This window comes from Mycolicibacterium sp. HS_4_1 (assembly GCF_054515875.1).
Genome location: NZ_CM137261.1, coordinates 4,055,862 through 4,076,823 on the forward strand (window position 1 = coordinate 4,055,862; position 20,962 = coordinate 4,076,823).

The 20,962-nt window shown below is 65.6% G+C and carries 23 protein-coding genes; 11 read left to right on the forward strand and 12 right to left on the reverse strand.

Translation table 11 applies throughout. From position 1 onward, the window contains the following. Window positions 1-17 precede the first annotated feature (17 nt). Both ACX12F_RS19570 and ACX12F_RS19575 read right to left on the reverse strand, forming a co-directional pair. Complete coding sequence (locus ACX12F_RS19570) at window positions 18-1,847, reverse strand: acyl-CoA dehydrogenase (protein WP_459366144.1); 1,830 nt, start codon at window positions 1,845-1,847, stop codon at window positions 18-20. A gap of 125 nt (window positions 1,848-1,972) precedes the next feature. Further along, window positions 1,973-3,427, reverse strand: a complete 1,455-nt coding sequence (locus ACX12F_RS19575) for an aldehyde dehydrogenase family protein (RefSeq protein ID WP_459366145.1) — start codon at window positions 3,425-3,427, stop codon at window positions 1,973-1,975. 134 nt (window positions 3,428-3,561) lie between these two features. Between ACX12F_RS19575 and ACX12F_RS19580 the strand changes: the two genes are divergently transcribed. Next, window positions 3,562-4,221: a cysteine hydrolase family protein gene (locus ACX12F_RS19580; protein ID WP_459366146.1), complete on the forward strand. Its 660-nt coding sequence runs from the start codon at window positions 3,562-3,564 to the stop codon at window positions 4,219-4,221. Between the two features lie 62 nt (window positions 4,222-4,283). Then, on the forward strand, window positions 4,284-5,018 hold the full coding sequence (locus ACX12F_RS19585; RefSeq protein ID WP_459366147.1) for a sulfite exporter TauE/SafE family protein: 735 nt from the start codon (window positions 4,284-4,286) through the stop codon (window positions 5,016-5,018). A gap of 4 nt (window positions 5,019-5,022) precedes the next feature. On the opposite strand, the gene ACX12F_RS19590 is transcribed toward ACX12F_RS19585, so the two are convergent. Both ACX12F_RS19590 and ACX12F_RS19595 read right to left on the reverse strand, forming a co-directional pair. Beyond that, on the reverse strand, window positions 5,023-5,313 hold the full coding sequence (locus ACX12F_RS19590) for a DoxX family protein (RefSeq protein ID WP_459370433.1): 291 nt from the start codon (window positions 5,311-5,313) through the stop codon (window positions 5,023-5,025). Between the two features lie 80 nt (window positions 5,314-5,393). Next, the gene (locus ACX12F_RS19595; protein WP_459366148.1) at window positions 5,394-5,840 is read right to left on the reverse strand and encodes a TetR/AcrR family transcriptional regulator; all 447 of its coding nucleotides are present in this window, start codon (window positions 5,838-5,840) and stop codon (window positions 5,394-5,396) included. Here ACX12F_RS19595 and ACX12F_RS19600 point away from each other — a divergent pair. The 3 genes from ACX12F_RS19600 to ACX12F_RS19610 all read left to right on the forward strand — a co-directional run bounded on the left by ACX12F_RS19600 (window position 5,824) and on the right by ACX12F_RS19610 (window position 8,731). Beyond that, window positions 5,824-6,015, forward strand: a complete 192-nt coding sequence (locus ACX12F_RS19600; RefSeq protein WP_459366149.1) for a hypothetical protein — start codon at window positions 5,824-5,826, stop codon at window positions 6,013-6,015. The two genes, ACX12F_RS19595 and ACX12F_RS19600, sit on opposite strands and share 17 nt — an antisense overlap. A gap of 180 nt (window positions 6,016-6,195) precedes the next feature. Beyond that, window positions 6,196-7,611: an HNH endonuclease signature motif containing protein gene (locus ACX12F_RS19605; RefSeq protein WP_459366150.1), complete on the forward strand. Its 1,416-nt coding sequence runs from the start codon at window positions 6,196-6,198 to the stop codon at window positions 7,609-7,611. A gap of 283 nt (window positions 7,612-7,894) precedes the next feature. Beyond that, window positions 7,895-8,731, forward strand: a complete 837-nt coding sequence (locus ACX12F_RS19610) for a cutinase family protein (protein ID WP_459366151.1) — start codon at window positions 7,895-7,897, stop codon at window positions 8,729-8,731. A 3-nt stretch (window positions 8,732-8,734) separates the two neighbouring features. Here the strand turns inward: ACX12F_RS19610 and ACX12F_RS19615 are convergent, their stop codons facing one another. The 4 genes from ACX12F_RS19615 to ACX12F_RS19630 form a co-directional block, all read right to left on the reverse strand. Continuing rightward, window positions 8,735-9,484 carry a hypothetical protein gene (locus tag ACX12F_RS19615; protein ID WP_459366152.1) on the reverse strand — a complete coding sequence of 250 codons (750 nt, stop codon included), beginning with the start codon at window positions 9,482-9,484 and terminating at the stop codon, window positions 8,735-8,737. A gap of 282 nt (window positions 9,485-9,766) precedes the next feature. Beyond that, a complete protein-coding gene (locus ACX12F_RS19620; RefSeq protein WP_459366153.1) occupies window positions 9,767-10,000 on the reverse strand; it encodes a hypothetical protein in 234 nt (77 codons plus the stop codon). 584 nt (window positions 10,001-10,584) lie between these two features. Then, entirely contained in the window at window positions 10,585-11,013 is a 429-nt protein-coding gene (locus tag ACX12F_RS19625; RefSeq protein ID WP_459366154.1) for a nitroreductase family deazaflavin-dependent oxidoreductase, read from the reverse strand. 81 nt (window positions 11,014-11,094) lie between these two features. Next, window positions 11,095-12,435, reverse strand: coding sequence for an AurF N-oxygenase family protein (locus ACX12F_RS19630; RefSeq protein ID WP_459366155.1), 1,341 nt, complete (start codon window positions 12,433-12,435; stop codon window positions 11,095-11,097). A gap of 185 nt (window positions 12,436-12,620) precedes the next feature. Here ACX12F_RS19630 and ACX12F_RS19635 point away from each other — a divergent pair, with 185 nt between their 5' ends. Together ACX12F_RS19635 and ACX12F_RS19640 are read left to right on the forward strand one after the other, a co-directional pair. Further along, a complete protein-coding gene (locus ACX12F_RS19635) occupies window positions 12,621-14,078 on the forward strand; it encodes an APC family permease (protein WP_459366156.1) in 1,458 nt (485 codons plus the stop codon). Next, entirely contained in the window at window positions 14,075-14,446 is a 372-nt protein-coding gene (locus ACX12F_RS19640) for a helix-turn-helix domain-containing protein (protein ID WP_459366157.1), read from the forward strand. The genes ACX12F_RS19635 and ACX12F_RS19640 overlap by 4 nt, the downstream gene beginning before the upstream one ends. Here ACX12F_RS19640 and ACX12F_RS19645 read toward each other — a convergent pair. After that, the gene (locus ACX12F_RS19645) at window positions 14,398-15,570 is read right to left on the reverse strand and encodes a hypothetical protein (protein ID WP_043988433.1); all 1,173 of its coding nucleotides are present in this window, start codon (window positions 15,568-15,570) and stop codon (window positions 14,398-14,400) included. The two genes, ACX12F_RS19640 and ACX12F_RS19645, sit on opposite strands and share 49 nt — an antisense overlap. A gap of 291 nt (window positions 15,571-15,861) precedes the next feature. On the opposite strand from ACX12F_RS19645, the gene ACX12F_RS19650 reads away from it, so the two are divergent. Beyond that, window positions 15,862-16,017, forward strand: coding sequence for a hypothetical protein (locus tag ACX12F_RS19650; protein WP_162563331.1), 156 nt, complete (start codon window positions 15,862-15,864; stop codon window positions 16,015-16,017). Between the two features lie 218 nt (window positions 16,018-16,235). Here the strand turns inward: ACX12F_RS19650 and ACX12F_RS19655 are convergent, their stop codons facing one another. Then, window positions 16,236-16,559 (reverse strand): helix-turn-helix domain-containing protein, encoded by a 324-nt coding sequence (locus ACX12F_RS19655; RefSeq protein ID WP_043988434.1) that lies wholly within the window; start codon window positions 16,557-16,559, stop codon window positions 16,236-16,238. Then, complete coding sequence (locus tag ACX12F_RS19660) at window positions 16,556-17,602, reverse strand: tyrosine-type recombinase/integrase (RefSeq protein ID WP_079481836.1); 1,047 nt, start codon at window positions 17,600-17,602, stop codon at window positions 16,556-16,558. Before ACX12F_RS19660 ends, ACX12F_RS19655 begins: the two co-directional genes overlap by 4 nt. Window positions 17,603-17,889: 287 nt before the next feature. Between ACX12F_RS19660 and ACX12F_RS19665 the strand changes: the two genes are divergently transcribed. Next, entirely contained in the window at window positions 17,890-18,237 is a 348-nt protein-coding gene (locus tag ACX12F_RS19665; RefSeq protein ID WP_459366158.1) for a hypothetical protein, read from the forward strand. A 17-nt stretch (window positions 18,238-18,254) separates the two neighbouring features. On the opposite strand, the gene ACX12F_RS19670 is transcribed toward ACX12F_RS19665, so the two are convergent. Beyond that, the gene (locus tag ACX12F_RS19670; RefSeq protein WP_459366159.1) at window positions 18,255-18,863 is read right to left on the reverse strand and encodes a TetR/AcrR family transcriptional regulator; all 609 of its coding nucleotides are present in this window, start codon (window positions 18,861-18,863) and stop codon (window positions 18,255-18,257) included. Window positions 18,864-18,958: 95 nt separating this feature from the next. Between ACX12F_RS19670 and ACX12F_RS19675 the strand changes: the two genes are divergently transcribed. Together ACX12F_RS19675 and ACX12F_RS19680 are read left to right on the forward strand one after the other, a co-directional pair. Then, entirely contained in the window at window positions 18,959-19,855 is an 897-nt protein-coding gene (locus ACX12F_RS19675; RefSeq protein WP_459366160.1) for a metal-dependent hydrolase, read from the forward strand. Next, window positions 19,852-20,937, forward strand: a complete 1,086-nt coding sequence (locus tag ACX12F_RS19680) for a PDR/VanB family oxidoreductase (protein ID WP_459366161.1) — start codon at window positions 19,852-19,854, stop codon at window positions 20,935-20,937. Before ACX12F_RS19675 ends, ACX12F_RS19680 begins: the two co-directional genes overlap by 4 nt. Window positions 20,938-20,962 lie beyond the last annotated feature (25 nt).

The window sequence follows — 20,962 nt, forward strand, 5'->3', positions numbered from 1 at the left end:
AAATCGTGCCCAAATCCCTAGAAGGCCGCGTTCTCCAGCTCCATGACCTCCGTGTCGAGGGTTTCGATGACCTCGCGCACCGAGCTCAGCAGCGGCAGCATGTTTTTCGCGAAGAACTTCGCCACCGCCACCTTGCCGGTATAGAACGCATGGTCGCGTTCGGTGGCTCCGTCGAGCGCCGCCTGGGCAACCTGAGCGGCGAGGATCAGCCGCCATCCGATCATCAGGTCGCCGACGGCAAGCAGGAACCGCACCGAGCCAAGGCCCACCTTGTACAACTGGCCGGGGTCGCCCTGGGCGGCCATGAGATACCCGGTCAGCGCGGCGGCCATCGCCTGCACATCCGCCAGAGCCGTTGCCAGCCGGTCGGTTTCGACTTTGAAGTCCGGGCCTGCCGCGTCGATGGTGGCCGAGATCTGGCTGGATACGTGGGCCAGCGCCGCACCCTGGTCCCGGATGATCTTGCGGAAGAAGAAGTCCAGTGACTGGATGGCCGTGGTGCCCTCGCACAGCGCGTCGATGCGGGCGTCGCGGATGTACTGCTCGATGGGGTAATCCTGCAGGAACCCCGAGCCGCCGAATGTCTGCAGTGATTCCGAAAGCATTTCGTAGGCGCGTTCGGAGCCGACGCCTTTCACGATCGGCAGCAGCAGGTCGTTCACCCGGTGCGCCAAATCGGCATCGGCACCTGAAACAAGCTGGGCGACATCGGCATTCTGGTGAGCCGCGGTGTACAGGTAGACCGACCGCAGCCCTTCGGCGTACGCCTTCTGCGTCATCAGGCTGCGTCGCACGTCGGGGTGTTCGATGATCGCCACGCGCGGCGCGGTCTTGTCGGCCATGTGGGTGATATCCGCGCCCTGGATGCGTTCCTTGGCGTAGGCCAGCGCGTTGAGGTAACCGGTGGACAGGGTGCCGGCGGCCTTGACGCCCACCGTCATTCGGGCGTTCTCGATGACTTTGAACATCTGCGCGATGCCGTTGTGTACGCCACCCACGAGATAGCCGATGGCCGGTTTGCCGTGGGCACCGAACGTCAGCTCGCAGGTGGGTGAGGATTTGATGCCCATCTTGTGCTCGAGGCCGGTCACGTACACGCCGTTGCGCTCCCCCAATTCGAGTGTCTCGGGATCGAACAGGAAGTTCGGTACGAAGAACAGACTGAGTCCCTTGGTGCCCGGGACTGCCCCGACAGGGCGGGCCAGCACCAGGTGGAAGACGTTCTCGGCGGTATCACCGACATCGCCACCAGAGATGAAGCGCTTGACGCCTTCGATGTGCCAGGTGCCGTCGGGTTGTTCGATGGCCTTGGCCCGTCCCGCGCCGACGTCGGAGCCGGCGTCCGGCTCGGTCAGCACCATGGTGCCGGCCCAGCCCTTGTCCATCGCCGTCCGTGCCCAGTGCCGCTGCTCTTCGGTGCCGACCTCGGCCAGCGTGTGAGCCATCGCCGGCCCGAGGCCGTACAGGAAGGTCGCTGACGGGTTGGCCGAGATGAGCATTTCTTGGGTCGCCCACACCAGCGCCGCCGGTGCGGGCGTCCCGCCGGCGCGCTCATCGAGGCCCAGCCGCCACCACTCGGCCTCCTTGACCAACCGCACCGTCTTGGCCAGCTCCTCGGACACCGTGATCCGGTGCTCGTCGGGCAGGAACACCGGCGGATTGCGGTCGGCCTCGACAAACGTCTCTGCGGCAACGTCTTCGGCCAACGTGGAGACCTCGTCGAGGATCGATCGTGCCGTATCGGCGTCAAGGTCGCCGTAGCCACCCGCATCCAGGGCCGCACCGAGCGGCAGCACTTCGAACAAATTGAATTCGATATCGCGCACGTTGGCGATGTAGTGGCTCACGCGGCTCAGGATCCGCGCCGCCCCACAAGGTACGCAACCGTAGGTTGCGACAACCTACGGTTACGGACCCGAAGGGTGCGAGGTCACGCCCAGGCGTGACCTCCGTCACATTGCCAGGCGATGGCTCACAGCTGAACGACGACGCTCTTGTTCTTGAGATAGGCCTCGAGCCCTTCGCGACCGAATTCCTGGCCCCAACCGGACTGCTTGTAGCCACCGAAGGGCAGGTCGTGGTCAAAGACCAACTGGCAGTTGACCTGAACGCTGCCGGCCTGCAGCCGCTTGACGATGCGGTGCGCCCGGCTGACGTTGGTGGTCCATGCGGTGGCCGCCAGGCCGTAGCTGGTGTCGTTGGCCATGGCGACGGCCTCGTCCTCGGTGTCGAACGGCAGGATGCTCACCACCGGACCGAAGATCTCCTGCTGGTATAGGCGCATTCCGGGGTCGACGTTGGTCAACACCGTTGGGTGAACGAAGTAGCCCTTGCGGTCCAGCCGGTACCCGCCCGCGACGATCTCGACGCCGTCGCCGCGGCCTTCGTCGATGAAGCCCAGAACACGGTTCAGCTGCTTGGCGCTGATCAGCGGGCCGCTCATCACGCCCTCTTCATCCGGCCCGCCGTACTTCATGAAGTTGGCCACACCCGCAATGCCCTCGACCACCTGATCGTAGACCCCGCGCTGCACGAAAATCCTTGAGCCGCAGACACATCCCTGGCCGGAGTGAATGAAGATGCCCATGGCCGCGCCGAAGATGGCCTTGTCGAGATCGGCGTCGTCGAAGATCAGCACGGGCGACTTGCCACCGAGTTCCAGCATAACCTTCTTCAGGTTTCCCGCCGAGGCCTTGACGATCTCCTTGCCGACTTCGGTCGAACCCGTGAAGGCGACCTTCTCGACGTCGGGATGCGCGGTGATGGCAGCACCCGCGGTGTGACCGTAACCGGTGATCAGGTTGACGACACCTTCGGGCACGCCGGCCTCGTGAATCAGGCGGTCCAGCAGCAGCGCCGAAAGGGGCGTCTCCTCAGCCGGTTTCACCAAGCTGCTGCAGCCCGCGGCCAGCGCCGGCGCGATCTTGGCGCAGGCGTTGAAGATCGGACCGTTCCAGGGGAAGATCAGGCCGACGACGCCGTAGGGCTCTCGCAGCGTGTAGCCGTGCTGGTCGACATAGGCGTCCGAGGCGATGCCGCTGGTGCGGATGTCGTAGGCGGTGCCGTTGATCTTGGAACACCAGCCGGCGTAATAGCGGAAGAACTCGGCGCAGGTCGGAACGACGAGCTCGGACTGCATCTTCATCATGCCGGTGTTGGCCGAGTCGATGGCCGCGAACTCAGCCGTGTGCTCGTCGATCAGGTCGGCGATGCGCCACAGGATCTTGGCGCGCTCACGGCCGGGCAGACCGGACCAGACCCCGGACTCGAAAGACGACTTGGCGCGCGCGACGGCCTCGTCGACGAACTCGGGGCCGCAATCGGTGAACTCGCCGATAGGTTCCTCGCTCACCGGATCGATGATCGGGATGACATCGCCCGTACCCGGGCGCTTCTGGATGTCCTCCAAGACCGACTGCAGCGTCATCGCGTGCCTCTCATCGTCAGCAGTGCGCGCCCCGGGATGGGCACACAACAAATGCTGTGCAGTTGCTTAGCATTGCCGTCATCGGGTCGTCAAGAGTGGCTCGCGTCGGCGAGTTGTCTGGAAAGATCGGGAATGTGTCTGCCGGCCACGACTACACCTCCCCTGACCTGGCACGCAGCGCCCTGGTGCTGATCGACGTGCAAAACGATTTCGTCTCGGGTCCGTCGCAAGTCGACGGCACCGCCGAACAGCTGCCCGCCATGGCGCGACTGCTCGCGGCGTTCCGCGCAGCGCACCGGCCGATCGTGCACATCGTGCGGCTGTACGTCCCCGGCGGCAGCGACGCCGATCCGCCCCGGCGGGCCGCCATCGAAGCCGGCCGGCAGATCGCCGCACCGCACACCGACGGCGCCGCGGTGCCCGCCGAGCTGCTGGCACATCCACTCGACTACGACTCGCTCCTGGCCGGCGGTGTCCAGCACGTGGCGGCCGGTGAGGTCGTGATGTTCAAGCCACGGTGGTCGGCGTTCTACCGCACCTCGCTCGACGAGCATCTCCGCGACCTGGCGGTCAACACCGTCGTGGTGGCCGGCTGCAACCTGCCGAACTGCCCGCGGGCGACGCTGTTCGACGCCTCCGAGCGTGACTACCGCGCCGCGCTGGTCACCGACGCCACCTCGCAGGTGACGCCCGAGCGACTCGCGGACCTGGCCCTCATCGGCGTCGCGACGCTGACCACCGCCGATGTCGAGCAGTTCTTCCAGGCCGCTGCGACGGCCACGCCGGCCCCGTGAAGAATTCAGGACGTGAGACCACACAGTAAGTCGCGCCCCTGACCGCCCTCGCGATCACCGCGGTGCTGCTGGCGGGCGTCGCCGCAGGAGTGATCAACGCGGTGGTCGGCTCCGGCAGCCTGATCACTTTCCCCGTCCTGATGGCCGTCGGTTACCCGCCGCTGGTGGCCAACATGTCCAACTCCGTCGGGTTGGTCCCGGGCAACTTCACCGGCGCCTACGGCTACCGGCACGAGCTCGGCGGCCAGGGCGCCCGCATTCTCCGGCTCGGCATGGTCTCGCTGGCCGGGGCGATCGTCGGGGCAGTACTGCTGCTCAAACTTCCACCCGGTGCATTCACCGCGGTGGTGCCGTGGCTGATCCTGCTGGCCGGTGTCCTGGTGCTGGTGCAGCCTGTGTTGCGCCGGACCCTGGATGCGCGCCGCGGCGCCGTACGCACCACCGACCATGCCGCCCCGCTGTACGCCGGCGTGTTCGGCTGTGCGGTGTACGGCGGGTACTTCGGTGCGGCGCAAGGTATCATCATGATGGCCCTGTTCGGGTTGTTCGTGTCCGAAGATCTGCAACGGCTCAACGGCGTCAAGAACATCTCCGTAGGACTGGTCAATTCGGTCGCGGCCATCATCTTCATCACCATCGGCCACGTGGCCTGGCTCCCGGCGTTGCTGTTGGCCGTCGGATCCACGATCGGTGGCTACATCGGGGCGCGCATCGGCCGCCGCCTGCCACCCAACGTCCTACGAGCCTGCATCGTGGTGGTCAGCATCGTCGCGTTCACGGCGATGATGCTGCAGTAGCCGGTTACACCGCGTACGAAATTACGAACACGCCGACCGAGAGTCCCAGCATGCCAAGGCAGTTGAGCCAGAACTCCCGCTTGAGGAAATTCGCGCGGTAATGCGCGTAGGCCGCGCACAGGAAGTAGGCGATCACGCCGACGTTGGCGGCCACTCCGATGCCCGGATATTTCAGCCCAGCCAGCAGCCCCGCCACAGCCAGCAGCTTTACGACGATCAGCACCCACCACCAATCCTCCGGAAGCCGCACTCCCTCAAGGCATCCGCGGATGAACTGCGGCGGGCGAATCGACATCAACGCGTCACCGAACAGCACCGCCGCCAAGAGTGCGGTAGGCCACCAGTAGTGCGGGATTCCGGTCACTGCTCATCTCCTCATGCTGAATCGTGGATGACGCAACGGACGACGTCGCTTATCTGGTCGGCCACCGAAGCACCACCGGAGGCGTGGTTGCCACCGGTCATGACGATGCCGAGGTAGGCGAAGTAGACGACCCGGGCTGCACGGGCGGCCGCGGCCTTTGAAAGCCCTGCGCGCGCCAGGACAGACTCCAACTCGGCGACCAAGGCGAGGGCGAGCTCACGGAAGATCGCCGATTCGTGGCTGCCGCGCACGATGATCGAGGAGTATTGCCGGGACAACACGGCGTCCTCGGCGAAGTAGTGCAGAAACGGCGTGAGTAGCTCGATTACGGCGTCAACCGCACCGTCGGGCGTCAACGGTTCCACCGATTCGCGGCCCGACCCGCGATCGCGGTGCACTGCGGCGATCCACTCGTCGAACACCTCGACGAGCAACCTGTGCTTGCCCCCGACCCCCATCACCCAGATCGATGAGCTGGCGCCCCGCATCTTCGGCGTCGTCGATCGGATGGAGGCCATCGTGACGCGCGTCGAGGCCATCGTCGGAGTCGCCGAGACCGTCCTGTCGCCCATCACGGTCACCGAGAGCGCGGTACGTAGCGTGCTGAAGTCGGTTCGCGGCTTGATTCCGTAACCCGGTCCCTCCTCCGTGCTCAACCCGCTACGCGCCCCGACCTCGCCCACGCGCCGCTAGTCTCACTCCGACGCAGCGCACCGAGAAACTTTGATCACTTTGTTTGCGCTGGTCACAACAGGTAACTAGGACCACATTCGTCACAGCGAATTGTCGGTACTTCGAACTAATGTTCGAAGTATGGGATTGACTGATCCGGCCTCCGTCGAGCAGGCATACGCCGCTTACGAAGCCGCCGCGGCCGCGATCGCATCCCTGGACTACGCCGGTCTGCCCATCGAAGTCTTGTTGGAGTTGCAGTCCCGCCGCGAAACCCTCAAGTGTGCCGCCGAGGCGGTCGACCACCAGATCCTGGCCGCCGCGCAAACCCAGGCCACGGCCAAAGACATCGGGGCGAAAGACTGGCCCGAGGTGCTGCATATCCGGCATCGCATCAGCTGGGAGGAGGCCCGCCGCCGGGTCCGCGACTGCGACCATCTCGGGCCGCGGTCGGCGATCACCGGCGAACCCCTGGGCCCGGTGTGGGAACTGGTCGCTCAGGCGCAGGTCGAGGGTGTCATCAACACCGAGCACATCGCGGTGATCACCGGATTCTTTGCGAAAGTTCCGTTGTGGGTGGACCCGGTCACGTTGGTGCAGTGCGAACGCGACCTGGTGGCCGCAGCGCGGTACAAGACGCCGGAGGAGCTGCGCAAAGCGGCCGCTGATCTGCTGTACCGGCTCGATCAGGACGGGCCCGAACCTGACGATGACGAACCGGACCCGCAACGGTCGTTCGTGATGGGTAAGCAGCAGGCCGATGGGCGCTCGGAGGTCAGGGGCAGCCTCGATCCGGAAGCCCGGGCCTACTGGGAGGCGTTGTTCGAAAAGTTGGCCGCGCCGGGGATGTGCAATCCCGACGATCCCGAACCGTGCATCTCGGGCACACCCACCCAAGCCCAAATCGACAACGACACCCGCACCGTGGCTCAGCGTCAGTACGACGCGTTCAAAGCGGTGGGCCGGATGATGCTGGCCTCCGGGCAGTTGGGCGAGCACAGCGGGCTCCCGGTCGCGGTGGTGGCGACCACGACGGTGCAGGAACTCGAACGCGGCGCCGGGGTCGCGGTCACCCACACGGGATCGAAACTGCCGGTGCGGGATTTGATCCGGATGGCCGGGCAAGGTGCCTACCATTATCTGGCGGTGTTCGATCAACACACCAACATTGCGCTGTATTTAGGTCGGGCGCGTCGTACGGCATCACCCGGCCAGCGGATCATGTTGTTCGCCCGCGACCGCGGCTGCACCAAACCCAATTGCACCGCCCCGGCCTCGCGCTGCCAGGCCCACCACGTCAACACCGACTGGGGCGACGACGGCCCCACCGATATCACCAACCTCGCCCTGGCCTGCGGCTGCGACAACCGAGCCGCCCACGCTGGCGGCTGGAGCACCACCATGAAAAACGGCCGCGCCCACTGGACCCCGCCACCACTACTCGACATCGGCCAACCCCGCACCAACCAATACCACCACCCCACCCTCTACCCGCCCGAGAGCGAGGATGACGACAGCGAGGACGGCGATGGTGAAAGCGACAGTCCGGCAAGCTAACCCGGCACCCAGCACCCAGCACCCGGTGGCACGACACCGCGTGCGCCGCGGATACGGCATGCCAGCACGATGACTGCCGGCAGCTCCCCGCCCGCACCCGATGCGGCACGCCACCACCGAATCAGTCACCGCTAACAGGCAATAACAGACTTCTGGTATGTCACGATTCCAACGCGCCGAGCGCAGCTAACCGGCAGACGAGGTGCCGGTGTGTCAGCATAGACTCGTGAGGCCAAGCAAAAGCAGAAGCCGAATCAGAAGCCTGACGACTGCCGTAATCCTGGTGGTACCGCCAGGATTCCTGTCCGCCGCGCCACTGCCGGTAGCGCATGCAGCCGACTGCCCCGACACCGAGATCATCTTCGCCCGCGGCACCGATGAGGCACCGGGCCCCGGTGGAGTCGGAACCGCATTCATCAATGGCCTGCGCACCGCCATCAGCCCGAAAACCCTTGACGTATATGCCGTCGACTACCCCGCGACCACCGACTTCCCCACCGCCGTCGATGGAATTCGCGACGCGCGTAGGCAGCTCGTGACGACCGCGGCAGCCTGCCCCCGGACCAAGATGGTGCTCGGCGGGTTTTCGCAGGGCGCCGCCGTTGCGGGCTTCGTCACCGCGGGCACCATCCCCGACGGGATCTCCGCCGCCGAGGTGCCGGCACCCATGCCGCCGGACATCGCGGATCATGTTGCGGCCGTTGCCTTGTTCGGCAAGCCGTCCGCACGATTCATGCGGGCCATCGGCTCCCCCTCTGTGACGGTCGGACCGGTGTACCAGCCCAAGACCACCGATCTGTGTGTTTCCAACGATCTGGTCTGTGACGCACACGGCTCGAGCTTCGATGCCCACAACAGTTACGTCGACAGCGGATTGGTCACCCAGGGGGTCAACTTTGCGGCGCGTCAACTGCAAGCGGGGTGGGCGGCCGATGCCCTGGCCGGGCCCGCACCGTGGTCATCAACGGCGGTGCAGGCCGCCGACCAAGCAGGACGCGGTCAGCCCGCCCCGGCCGCGACTCCGCCGAGCAGCGCGGCGCCGGCCCATATGCCGGCGAGCGCGCCGTGGCTGCCGGGGCCTGAGCAGGCCGCACCGGTGCCGGACACCGTTCCCCAGTAACCGCTACCGGAACTGCACGCCCCGGCGCCGCACCCACCAATCCGCGAACAGCGTCCCCGCGCTCCACACGACGACCGCGACAGCAAGGTGTACAGCACTTTTGGTGTCACGACCGAGCACGGGACCGACGACATGGGCGACGGCGGTCGGGAGCGCCCGCCACAGCTCGCGGTGTTCGACCCCACCGATGGGGTCGGCGATGAAGTACAGCGCGTACGGCAACGCCAACGACGACAGCCACAGCGCGATCCGGCGCCGGTCATGGCGCTGGCTCCACCGCTGCACCAACGGAACTTCGGCCACCGGCAGCAGCACCGACACCGCATTACCCAGTCCAAGCCAGGACAGGATCGGCACCGCGACGTTCGGGATCGTCACACCGAGCCGGGCCGGGCTTTCCAACCAGACGGTCAATACCGCGGCGGCCCCGAGTGTCGGAAGTCCGACGAGGATCAGCAACGCCAGGTTCTTGTGCAGCAGGATCCGCCACGGCGCCACCGACTCCGCCAGCCCTTGCTGGACCCGATCATGATCGGCGCCAAGCACATTCGTCGTTGTGGTGTCGGCAAGCACGAACGACGAGAAATAGGTCCCGACCAGAATCACCCAGTCATGGTGATGCCGGCCCCCGGAGGTCAACGGCTCCACGGCGAGCCACAGCACGGCGAATACGACGTTGGCCGCCACACCCAGCAGCCAGCTGCGCGGCGGGGTGAACGCCCACCGCACTTCCGACCACACTGCGGGCCACATCGTCATCTCCATCGTCAACGCCCCGTCCGCCGCGGAGTGCGTGCGACGATACCGGCACAACCTTGCGGTACCTGTGAGCGCAGCGCCGCCGACAACGACCGATACAGACCTGAACGGTCGGCCCGGGTCTTCCTCGGGTCGGCGGCGGCGAAGATTCTGCGACATTCACCCGTGCCGGTGACGATCTTGCTGCGGAGCTAGTCTCCCCCCTGAGACAAAGGCCGGCTATTGCACGCGATTTCGCAATTCGCCTGCAATAGAAGGCCTTTCAGCGTCCGCGGCCTAGCCCTTTCCGTAGAACGTCGCCTTGACCACCGGGCTGGCCGAGGGGGTCAGCGGCGCCGTCGGCGGGACGGTGCTGGTCGTGGTCGCGCCATCGGTGCTCACCGGCTTGTTCGGCACGGGCTGCGCATCTGCCACGGAGGCAACGGCCATGGCCACAAGGGCGCTGGCGCCGATTGCGGCCGCGATGCGACGGACGGTGGCGGCGTTCTTCGGACCTGAACGGGACATCATTTCCTCAGTGTGTTGTTGCGTGCGATGGTCTGGTGCCGGCGTTCGCTGACCGCTCACGCACCGCCGATCCCCTTGTCCCGCAATCTCCCCAGCGCAGATCGAGACCTGCAATGCCAAACAACGAGCAATCGGTGCCATGAAATTTGCCGTGACGCCCGCGCTACGTCAATAGCCAGCGGAAATGTTGAGCAGACTGCTCAGGGTGTGACGCAGGACACTGTGATCTACGCATCATTTTGTCCGGTACCGCACTGGTTGACGGCGACGACGTCGCAACGACCCCGTGAGAGCCGTCGCGCTGCACTCGGGCTTTGCCCAGACCGGGGCGAATCGTGCCGACCTACCGGCAGACCTTCGGCCGCAGGCCACACCAGACGCTGCGCAGCTGACGTTTCGCCGATCTCGTGCCGCTAGCTTGAGCGCGCAGACGAAAGATACTCGCGCACAGTGACTTCACGTACTCCTATGGCGGCGGGCATAACGTCGACGCTCATATCCTCGTCGCACACAGCCCACCCGCAGCCGAGATCCGCCAGTCGAATTCGAATACCCAATAGACGCGACCAGCGACTCGGCCGCGTGGCCTAGTCAGTGAATTCGATGCGCACGGATACGGGTGCGGTTCCGTAGGAGGCTATCTTCGGTCCCGCCGCACCCGACAGTCGCACGCGTGCCCGCACGTCGTCGTCCGGCACGAAGGATGCGATGCCAGAGCGCCATCGATTACCTTGCTGAATACGCACATTCGGGTTGGCCTCGATGTTGGCGCCCCAGCCCGACAACGTGCCGTGACCGCAAATCAACCACGCGCCCGATTCATCGAAGATCGGCGACACCGGCACCCGTCGCAGCTGCCCGGTTTTTCGGCCAAGGGTTTCCAATTCACTTACCTGCGTTGGGCGTACGACCCCCAGCCGAGCAAGACCTCGCACTGTCGGATTGAGCAGGTAGCGCCCAACCGCGCGGAATACCTGGAACTGCCGGCGCGCGGCCCGCGTGTGATCTGTAGCCATGAACTTCCTCCTTGCCAGCCGCGGCTGAGCGATGGGCCCGATACGGTGAATATACTGATCGGTCTACCGGTCGGCAAGGTGTCATAGAGTCGGCATGAACTCAGCCAGGGCAAGAATGGTGAGCACCACCAGGGCAAGCCCGATCAGCCCACCTGCGGGAATCATGATGCTGCACAACACGATCCAGACGGCCAGCCGCGGCCATTCGAACAGCTGATTGCCGACCACGCTCCCGAAGCGGGCCCGGAGTGCGTGGTAAGACGCCCACATGACCGCTCCTGCCGCCGCCACCGCAACGATCCGCGGCCCTACCGGCGTCGCCACCATCGCAACACCCGCCGCGACCGCTGCCGCCACTACCCGCCCCCACACCACCGCCCGACCTGCAGTTGCCGCCGTCCACGGTTGACCGCGATCAGGCTCGCCGCGATACCGGGGTAGCCTCCCATCGATACCCAAGAGCCGCCACATCCACCGCGTCCAGACCGTGCGCAGACCGAGGTCTTCGGCAACGCGCCGGACATCGGCGGCCGATTCCGCCAACATCTGCCGGGATCGAGCGCTGCGCCAGTAGGCGGCTTTGAAAGCGCGTCGCGGGATTCCGAACTGCCGGGCGAAGGCGCGCGGCGGTGCGATCATCTCGCCGATCAGCCACCGCAGATAGATCGGAAATGCCAAGGCGTACACCAGCCGCCGCAACCGTCCCACTGCCGCGATTCGGTGCGTCAGATAGTGGTCGGCGAAGGAGATGTGGCGGGCTTCCTCCGCGAGGTGAATGGAAGTGATCTTGTTGAGCAAAGGCGGCACCGCCGCCGAGCCCCGATGCTGCAGCGTCTGCTGGAAGTGCAGCGGCTGCTCTCCGCACAGCACGCCGATGAACAGGAAGATGCTGGCGTAGCCGCCGAGAAATCCCAGGATGGGACCGAAAAGCCGTGACCCTCTGCGCATTCCGGGCACATCGGCACCGGTGCGGTTGACGAACTCCTGGAACATCTGAATGTGGTGGCATTCATCGGTCAGCTCATGGAGTAGGTACTGAAACACCACCGAACCGTTGGGCAGGGTGCCGGCGTGGTGAATCACCCCGCGAATCAGCATCATCTCGAACTGCAGCGTCACCTTGAGGATATTCGCGGTGAGCCAGCGCCCCATCGCGATGCGCTGTTCCACGGGTTGCCGCGCATACCATTCCGTCGCCGCGAGCGGAGCGATGTCGGGGTCGAGTTGCCAACGCGGGTCATCCTGGTCCAGCGTGTTTTCCGCTGCATCCCAGTCGATGTCGATGAACGGATCGAAACGCCGCCGGGTACTCGCCCGGCAGAGCGTTGCGGCTATGCCGGCATCGAGTTCGGCCGGCGCGCCGGTGCGCACGTGTGATCTGACCGATTCGGCGGTGGCGTGTGCGGTGAAGCCCACAGTCATGGCATGACCTCCGTTGGTATCGAAGGGGTCGGGATGCCGACGAGCGTGCTGCCAGGCATTTGCGTGACGGTGTCGGCCGCGTTGCGGCGACGGCTCTTCGCGTGGGAAGCGTTGTCCCAGTGCGGGATATGCGGATGACACTGGTGCGAAATGTCGCGGAAACAGCGCGGTTCCTATACTCGGCGATGGTCATCTCGGACAACCCCCCGCCGCTGCATGACCTAGGCCCGCGCACGCGTCTGGGCGGCTTGGATCGCGGCGCGCTGGGCGCCGCCGATGTTGCGGCACAGTCCGTTTCGGCCATGGCACCCTGCGGCGCGGCGGCGGCGAGCCCAATGTTGGTCGCTGCCCAGGGGGGTCCGGTCGTTGCGAGCACGGCCATTGCGTTCGCGCTCGCCCTGATCGTGTCGTGGCTGGTTCGGGGATTCGCGCGGCGTGTGCCCGCAGCGGGTTCGCTCTATACGTACGCTGCCGTTGGTGTCGGGCCGGTGGCCGGGTTCGTCACCGCCGGTGCGCTGTTGCTCGGCTACCTCGGCATCGGAATGGTCGCGGTCACCGAGTCCTCGGCGTTCGCATTACGGTTGGCGTCCGCGGCCGGGCTGACGGCGCACGGCTGGCTGGTCGCGGCCGGCGCGCTCGGGTTCGCGGTGGCCAGCGGGGTGGTGCTGGTTCGCGGAATCCGGCTATCGGCGCGGGTCGCGCTGGTGACCGAGACCATCGCCGTGGGGCTGGTGGTGGTGGTCGCGGGGTGGCTGCTCTGGCATGGTGACGTACGCCGTCTACATGATTCTGTGCTGGCTCCCATCCCCGATCTCGGGCACCTGGCTGGTGGTGTCGCGGTCGCAATGGCGGCGTTCGCCGGCTTTGAGACCGCGACAGTGCTGTCGGTCGAGACCCGCGCTCCGCTGCGCACCGTGCCAGCGGCAATCCGTGGCTCGCTGCTGCTGGGCGGGCCCGTCGTGATGCTTGCGACCTTGACCCAAGCCGGAACGCTAAGCCAGATACCGACAGATTCGTGGTTCGGGGCACTGGCTGCCGATCCCGGTGGCCGGATGCTGGTGCCGGCCCTCTACCTCGCGACGACGCTATCGTCTTTCGCCTGCGCGTTGGCATTCACGACAGCGGCAGCCCGCGTCTTGCTGTCCCTGGCCCGCGAAGGCGTCTTACCGGCGGCGCTTGGCCACACCGATCTGCGCAGCAAGGCACCAACCGTCGGGATCTGGGTGTGCACCGCGATCGTATTCGGCGTGCCTTTCGCCATGAGTGCATGCGGCGCCGACCCGGCAGCGGCATGCGGCTCGCTGATGGCCGGCGCGGTCTGCGGCTACCTGCTGGCATATGCCGCGCTGGCCGGCGCGATGCCCGCGATGCTGCGGCGCCTGGGCGAACCCAGCAGGGTGGCGTTGGTGATCGGGCCGGCCTGCGCACTGGTTCTCACGGCCACGGTGGCCGAATTCTGGGGACTGACGATCGCCGGCCCGTTCTGGATTGGAGCGGTAGCCGCCACGGCCTGGATGCTGCTGTGGGCCGCCGCTGGGTGGCGATTGCGCAGCAGCCGACCGAACGCGTTCGCGTCGATCGGCGCACACGCCGGAACCGTCAGGTCCTCGGTATGGCGCGGCTACCTGCGGGGCACATCATGAACCGAACGTTGCGCCCCGACGCCGGGTCGCGTTCGGCACTCGCAGCCCTCGCCATCATCGAGGAGGTCGCCGCCGCTGGGCCCGGAGTCACCGCGCTGGACATCACCCACCGGCTACGGATGTCGCGGTCCTCCGCGTACCGGTTGCTGGCCGTCTTGGTGGACAGCGAATACCTGGTCCGCACGCCGGATTTGGGCGGATTCGCGCTCGGGCGCCGCATCGATCGATTGGTCGGCATCCCTTCGACTCCGGCGGATCGGCTAGACTGGCGGACGGTCTATATTCGTGTGTGCTGTATTCGGCACTGTTCTCCTTCATTTCATCGGGCCTGCTGGCGTGCGAGTAGATATTCGGATTGGTCTTGTTGACCGAACTTGGCCCACATCGTGGTTGCCGATGCGCTGAGGCCGAGCTGGGTGGCGACGACAGCTGCGGGCAGATCACTGGTGAGGGCGACCATGGCGTAGTTGCGGCTGAGACGTGTTGGGATGCCGGCGGCTGTGAGCTTCACGCTGAGCGTGGTGCTGTGGATCGACTCATGGGGCCGTGCCCCGGGAAACAGGTGGTAGGCGTCGCCGTCGGGCGTGCTTGCTCGCGGGTTGTCCGATGCTTGGCGGGCGAGTTGACTGACGAGTTCGCCGACGGGTGCGGGTAGCTCGATCGGGTGTTGCGCCAGCGCCAGGTGGGTCCGCTTGCCGTCGATGCCAACATCGGCCGTGGTGAGCGCCTTGATCTGAACCAATCGCGGACCATAGAGCAGCACCAGCAGCCCAGCCACTCGGATGGACAGCTCGATGTCTGTGGACATGTCCAACAGGTCGGTGATTCGCTGCCGGTGTTCGGTCTCGTCGCTGATCTCGCTGGGCCACTGGCGCTGGATCCGTTGGGCAGTCACACCGTCGACGATGCCGCGCTTGCCCAGCCAGGTGACGAAGCCGGAAATGCTCTTGGTCCGCTCGCGGTTACCGGCCGTCCAGCCATCGAGGATCGCCTGGGTCAGCTCACCGATCTGGTGTCCGGATGCCTCGAGGTGTTCGATCAGGCGCTGCGCCGTGCGGATGCGTTCGCGGCTGGAATCGGCTGCGTAAGTGGTGAATCCACGGCGGGCGGCCCGACGTCGGGCGGTGCGCAGCACGCCCCAGCGGGCGTAGGGCGCCAACACCGCGCCCTGGTGCGGTGGTAGAGCTGCGGTGTATTCGTCGATCCAGGTTTCGAACCGCTCGAGTTGCTCGTCGCGACGCGGCAGGATCTGTGCCCGTACGAGTAGCGCACGCACGTAGTGGCGAGCGTATCCGGGTGGGCAAGCGTCGACGTCGGCGTGGGTCAACTCGCCGTCGGCGTTGGCCAGTAGGCGCAGGAAATGCTGGGTGCGCGCCTTGATGAGCCAGCGCATCGTCGAATCGGCGCGGCCGTGCTGGGCGAGAACGTCCGGCAGTCCAGCGAGATCCTGACTGATGGTTCCGTCGTGCGAGGTCAGCAGTTCGCGTGTCATGCGCACGATGGAGCAGTTCAGGCAGGTGTTTTCGTAGTGTTGCGGTCCGGCTTGGCCGCACGTTGTGCAGACGTAGTCGGTGGAACTGCCGACGCAGGGTCCGCAGGCCAGCTCGCCTGCAGTGGTGCGTCCGATGAGGACTTTGGCCGTGCCGCAACCGGCGCATGTCGCGGGGTGTTGTGTTGACCGCTTGTAGCAGGGGATGCAGACCGGGCCGAGTGGCCAATGTGTATGTACGGGTTGCATTTTCGAGCACAGACTGCACACGAATTCGCGGGTGTGCGCGCAGCGATGGCACAGGTCAACTGTTCCCTGCTGCACGCGCACCGCGATTTTTCGGACGCGTCCGCACTTGCCGCACTGACGCTGCGGCGCTGTGTAGCAGCGCTGGCAGAGCGGACCTTCGGCAGTGATCTTCTTGGCGTGATCGAGTCGGCCGCATCCTGAGCACACATACTTGGGGCGAGCGCAGTTGCTGCACAACGGTTTTCCGTCAGCCGTGCGCCGTGACGGGTTCTTGGAACGTCCGCAGACCGAGCACTGTTCCATCCGCGCGGGGTCATTGCGGTAGCACCGTTTGCAGATGCCACCACCAGGAGTGCGCGCAGCGCGCTCGGCCAGTCGGCCGCAGCGGGCGCAGACGTGTTTCGGGGGCGCAGCGACGCTCATGATCCGCTCCCCGGCCGCTTGATGGTGGTGCGACGCGTTGTGATCGCAGTGACGTTGTCGCCACCGGCGGCCTTGCGCGGTGATGCTTCGGTGACGCGCGGTTCGATCAAGTCATTCGGGGTGCAGTCCAAGATGTCGCACAACGCAACCAGGGTGTTCATGCTCAGTCGTTGCGGCTGGCCGGTGACCAGGCGATAGGTCTGCTCACGGGAGAGCGCGACGCCCCGATCCGCCAGGTGCGGTTGCAGGTCGGTCGTCGAAAACATCCCGCGTTCAGCCATTTTGGTGCGCAGGTGCCACGCATAGTCCATGGTCCTCATTGCGGCGGCCTCGGTCCGAGCTCGTCGCCGTAGCGGGCGTGCATGGCGTTCGACAGAATCCGGTTGCGGTACTCGTTGGACACACCGATATAGACGGCGGTCGTCGAGGAGAACGAGTGGCCAACCTGCTCCTGAATGAAACGCTCTGGGTAGTCAAACTCGACCAGATGCGTCACAAACGAGTGGCGCAGGCAGTGCAAATTCAGCGTGGGATCGATGCCGGCCAGATCACGCACCTCGGTGAAGACGGTGTTGATCGTCCGGGCGCCGATCCGCGTACCACGTTCGGTCAGCCACAACGCGGGCTTCTTGTCGGCCGGGAACTGCGGGCGCACGTCGGTCAGATAGTGGTCCAGGATGTCCACGATCCAGCTCATCTCGGGGACGGTGAGCACGGTGCGCCGCTTCGCCGGTCCTCCGCGCGAGGCTTTGCCGTGCCGGACCGTGAACGATCCGAACCTGCCGAAGTCGCCCATCTTCGAATTGCGGCGCAGGTCAACAACATCGGCGTGAGCGGCCTCGTTGCGGCGCAGCCCGTAGGCGTAGATGAACTTCAGCATGGCTGCATCGCGCAGAGCCGTCATCGCACCCTTGCGGCCGCGTGAACGGATCGTCTCGACTCGGCCGTCGGCCGCGTCGAACAGCGCCTGAACCTCGTCGTAGGTCAGCGGGCGCCGTGACGGATCACCTTCGTACTCCCCGACGTGCAGGATCGAGTTGTCGTCGTGGAAGACCTGCTGCGGGGTTTGCCCGAACTGCTGCGCGCAATCAGCGAACCAGCCGTACCGCTGATCAAGCAGGTACTCGCAGAAGACCCGAATGTCGATCTCATAGTTACGTGCCGTCGAGAACCGCAATGGCGAAGAGCCCGAACGCAATTCGCTGATCCACGCCTCACCCTCAGACGGCGTCCACTGCCACGGATAAAGGCCCGAGAACTCCGCGAAACGGCGCACCAGCCGAAGGCGCGGCGCGATCGTGGAATCCTTCAAGAACCGCGCTCGCTGCTGTTTCTCCCAGCCCTGCAACATGGCCTCGAACATCGCTCGTTGCGGTTCGAGATGGACAACATTGGGCGCCGATACACGCTCGGCCGAGCCTTCGAGATTATTGGTCACGACACATGTTGTAACAGATGCATCATTGATGCGTTGGACATCGGGGGCGTGTTGACCACCGGCAATCGGTGCCGAAGTCTCACCCCCCGGCGCCCGACCTGCTACAACGGACAACATTGCTACCCAACCAATGTTGCATCAGATGACAATATTTCCTCATTCGCGAGGCCGTTGACGCTGTCCGGGCGGAAGCCCGGTTCGGGATACACCTCGTGCTGCACCGGTCCACCCGGCGGCCGGCACTGGAATTGTTCGACATCGATCCCGATTTCCCGCTGTCCGATCCGGCCCGGGTCATCGCCGAGCCGGACTGCTCGGCCATCGGACGCATGATCGCCGCAGATGCCCGAGGTGAACGTCCGGCCTTCTCCACGCAGCGCGGCATTCTGGTGCCCGGCCACGGATGTCTGGCGCTGCCGATCCGCGGCGCCGACGACAGACTGATTGCCGTCCTCGCTGCCTCCGCACCCGCGCATCGAGTGGCAGACCCGGATGCGTTGATGGCGTTCCTGACTCCCCACGCCCGGGCGGTGACGATCGCGTGCGCAACCGGCGGTTGACTCACGCGGTCGCGGCGCTACGGTGCCGGCGTTGCGGCGATCGGCAGGAGGTTCTGCCGGGCGAATCGTTCGACCTGCTCGTAAGTCTCCAACGGCGCCAGCACCGCAGGCGTGAGGAGGATCGAATGGGTGATGCGGACAAGGATTTCGGCCCGGGCAAGTAGGTCGGGTTCGGGGACCGCCGCGACATCCGGGCCACGCAGTATCTCGGCGGTCGCCGCAACAGCGCCGGCAAGCAGCGGACTGGCTTCGAGGGTCAGCCGAGGCAGCACCGTGTCGGGTTCGATTTCGAGAAGCCTGTTCCAGACGGCATTGGTGCGCACCGTCTCGATCGTCGTGGCAAAACTGTGGACCACTCGATCCGCGAAATTGTCGGTGCGCGCCGCAGCCGCGCGCACGGCTTCGAACAGCTTCTGGGATTCGCGGATGAGCACCGCGGTGACGATCTCGTTCTTTCCGCCCACGCGCCGATAGATCGTGACTCGTCCCAGCCCTGCGCGTTGGGCGATTTCGTCGACAGTCGCCCGCCGGATACCGATCTTGGCAAAAACATCCAAGGCGGCATCGAGAATCTCTTCCACGCCCTCATCACGCGCGGTGTCGAGAGCGAAGAGTTCCGTGTGCACGCATCTGACGATAGTCGACTGTGCAACATTGAAACAATTGTATGTTGTATGTTTCACTGTAGCGCGAAGGACTCAGAGCTGAGGGAAGGCGCGTGATGGCGAGCAAACAACCAGGGCGAGTGGTGCGCGAGTACAACGACGAGGCATTGGCGATCAGCGCTCGTCACGTCCACTTCGATTGGTCCGGCGTCCCGCTGGAGTACATCCCGGGCGAGGCCTACGCCACCCATTTCTGGAACGTGATGCACCTGGTCTTGCCGGAAGGCGAGCGGGCCATGGCCGACGTCTTCGGTCAGGCGCTGCCATACATCGATGACGAGCGCCTCAAAGAGGAGGTCATCGGATTCGTCGGGCAGGAAGCAACGCACGCGGCTTCGCATGAGGGGTTCCGCGACTACCTACGCGCTCACGGGGTCGAGGTCGGCGTGGTGCTGCGGCGCATCGAGTTCGCGGTGGAGAAGATCTTCGGTGACCACGGGATCACCGGCCCCGCCAGGAAAGCATGGTTGAGCGAGCGGCTTGGGGTGTACGCGGCGGCAGAGCATTTCACCGCCGTGATCGGCGAATGGCTCTTGGACAACGGGGCCTTCGACCGCGCGGGCATCGACCCGACGATGCTCGACTTGCTGCGATGGCACGGCGCCGAGGAACTCGAACATCGCAACGTCGCGTTCGATGCCTACCAATACGTCGACGGTGGGTACGCCCGCCGCGCGCGAACCGCCATCATCGCGTGTTCGGGCCTTGCCCTGCTGTGGTTTTCGACCGCGTCGTATCTCTATAGCAATGACGCGACAGTGCAACGTCGTCGTCCGTGGCCCGTCGAGTACATCCGTGCCGCCCATCACGGTTTGGTACCAGGGGTGTCCTTCTTGTTCTCGCAGATGTACACCTACCTGCGTCCCGGCTTTCATCCGTCGACGATGGGCGACATCAGCAAGGCAGTGCGTTACCTGGCGCAATCGCCCGCGGCACAGGCGGCGCACGCATGAGCCGGCTGCTCGACCAGCCCGGCGCTGTCGATGACCCGAGTCCTGCACTCAAGGCGATGGGGCAGCTCGCCCGCGGCTATTCGCGGCTGTTCACCGAGAGCACGATTGCCGACCGCTTGTCTCCGACCCGGCCGGTACGCCGGGCGGGATACGACGCACGGCTCGAAGTTGTTGCGGTGCAGCGCCTGGCCGCCGATGTGGTCGGCCTGACCCTGAGCCGGCCCGACCGTTCACCGCTCCCCCGGTGGACGCCGGGTGCGCACATCGATGTGTTCACCCCGTCGGGGCGGCAACGGCACTACTCGCTGACCGGTGACCGATTCGATTCACTCCACTACCGAATCGCCGTGCGGCAGCTACCCGATGGCGCGGGCTCGGCCGAACTGCATCGCGTCCGCGTCGGCGACACGCTTCGCATCCGGGGGCCACGCAATGCGTTCAGCCTCGCCCCTGCCGACGAGTACGTGTTCGTCGCCGGCGGAATTGGCATCACCCCGATCTTGCCGATGGTGCGTGACGTGGCATCCGGCACGTCCGCGTGGCGCCTGGTGTACACCGGACGTTCGCGCGAGTCGATGCCCTTCATCGACGAGCTCACCGAACTCGGGCACGATCGGGTACAGATCCGGCCCGACGATCAGTACGGCACACCGGATTTGGCCGAATTGTGCTCACCGGATTCACCCCGTGCGGCGTTCTACGTGTGTGGCCCTCCGGCCATGATCGAGCAAGCTCGTCAGGTCGCCACCACTGCGGCCGGGGCAGGAAACATTGCGGAATTCCACAGCGAACGTTTCAGCGCCGCACCCATCGTCGACGGCAGAGCATTCACCGTGAAACTCACCGAGTCGGGGCTGACAGTCAACGTCGGCGCAGCCGAGTCTGCCCTCGCCGCGATCCGCCAGGTCAAACCGGACGTGCAGTACTCGTGCCAGCAGGGTTTCTGCGGAGCCTGCCGCGTGCGCCTGGTGGACGGCGTCGTCGAGCACCGGGATCGGGTGCTGACTCCCGATCAGCACAGCGACTCGATGATGATCTGCGTTTCCCGCGCCCAGGGTGACTCGATCTCCGTCGCGCTCTAGTCATCCACCGGCACAGCAAGGACGA

What these genes read in the sequence shown, in the direction of transcription:
- ACX12F_RS19575 (WP_459366145.1), bottom strand. Translation starts at nt 3,427, where the DNA reads ATGACGCTGCAGTCGGTCTTGGAGGACATCCAGAAGCGCCCGGGTACG.
- ACX12F_RS19590 (WP_459370433.1), bottom strand. Translation starts at nt 5,313, where the DNA reads ATGTCGATTCGCCCGCCGCAGTTCATCCGCGGATGCCTTGAGGGAGTG.
- ACX12F_RS19595 (WP_459366148.1), bottom strand. Translation starts at nt 5,840, where the DNA reads ATGGGGGTCGGGGGCAAGCACAGGTTGCTCGTCGAGGTGTTCGACGAG.
- ACX12F_RS19605 (WP_459366150.1), top strand. Translation starts at nt 6,196, where the DNA reads ATGGGATTGACTGATCCGGCCTCCGTCGAGCAGGCATACGCCGCTTAC.
- ACX12F_RS19615 (WP_459366152.1), bottom strand. Translation starts at nt 9,484, where the DNA reads ATGTGGCCCGCAGTGTGGTCGGAAGTGCGGTGGGCGTTCACCCCGCCG.
- ACX12F_RS19620 (WP_459366153.1), bottom strand. Translation starts at nt 10,000, where the DNA reads ATGATGTCCCGTTCAGGTCCGAAGAACGCCGCCACCGTCCGTCGCATC.
- ACX12F_RS19625 (WP_459366154.1), bottom strand. Translation starts at nt 11,013, where the DNA reads ATGGCTACAGATCACACGCGGGCCGCGCGCCGGCAGTTCCAGGTATTC.
- ACX12F_RS19630 (WP_459366155.1), bottom strand. Translation starts at nt 12,435, where the DNA reads ATGACTGTGGGCTTCACCGCACACGCCACCGCCGAATCGGTCAGATCA.
- ACX12F_RS19635 (WP_459366156.1), top strand. Translation starts at nt 12,621, where the DNA reads ATGGTCATCTCGGACAACCCCCCGCCGCTGCATGACCTAGGCCCGCGC.
- ACX12F_RS19640 (WP_459366157.1), top strand. Translation starts at nt 14,075, where the DNA reads ATGAACCGAACGTTGCGCCCCGACGCCGGGTCGCGTTCGGCACTCGCA.
- ACX12F_RS19645 (WP_043988433.1), bottom strand. Translation starts at nt 15,570, where the DNA reads ATGACACGCGAACTGCTGACCTCGCACGACGGAACCATCAGTCAGGAT.
- ACX12F_RS19650 (WP_162563331.1), top strand. Translation starts at nt 15,862, where the DNA reads ATGGCACAGGTCAACTGTTCCCTGCTGCACGCGCACCGCGATTTTTCG.
- ACX12F_RS19655 (WP_043988434.1), bottom strand. Translation starts at nt 16,559, where the DNA reads ATGAGGACCATGGACTATGCGTGGCACCTGCGCACCAAAATGGCTGAA.
- ACX12F_RS19660 (WP_079481836.1), bottom strand. Translation starts at nt 17,602, where the DNA reads ATGTTCGAGGCCATGTTGCAGGGCTGGGAGAAACAGCAGCGAGCGCGG.
- ACX12F_RS19675 (WP_459366160.1), top strand. Translation starts at nt 18,959, where the DNA reads ATGGCGAGCAAACAACCAGGGCGAGTGGTGCGCGAGTACAACGACGAG.
- ACX12F_RS19680 (WP_459366161.1), top strand. Translation starts at nt 19,852, where the DNA reads ATGAGCCGGCTGCTCGACCAGCCCGGCGCTGTCGATGACCCGAGTCCT.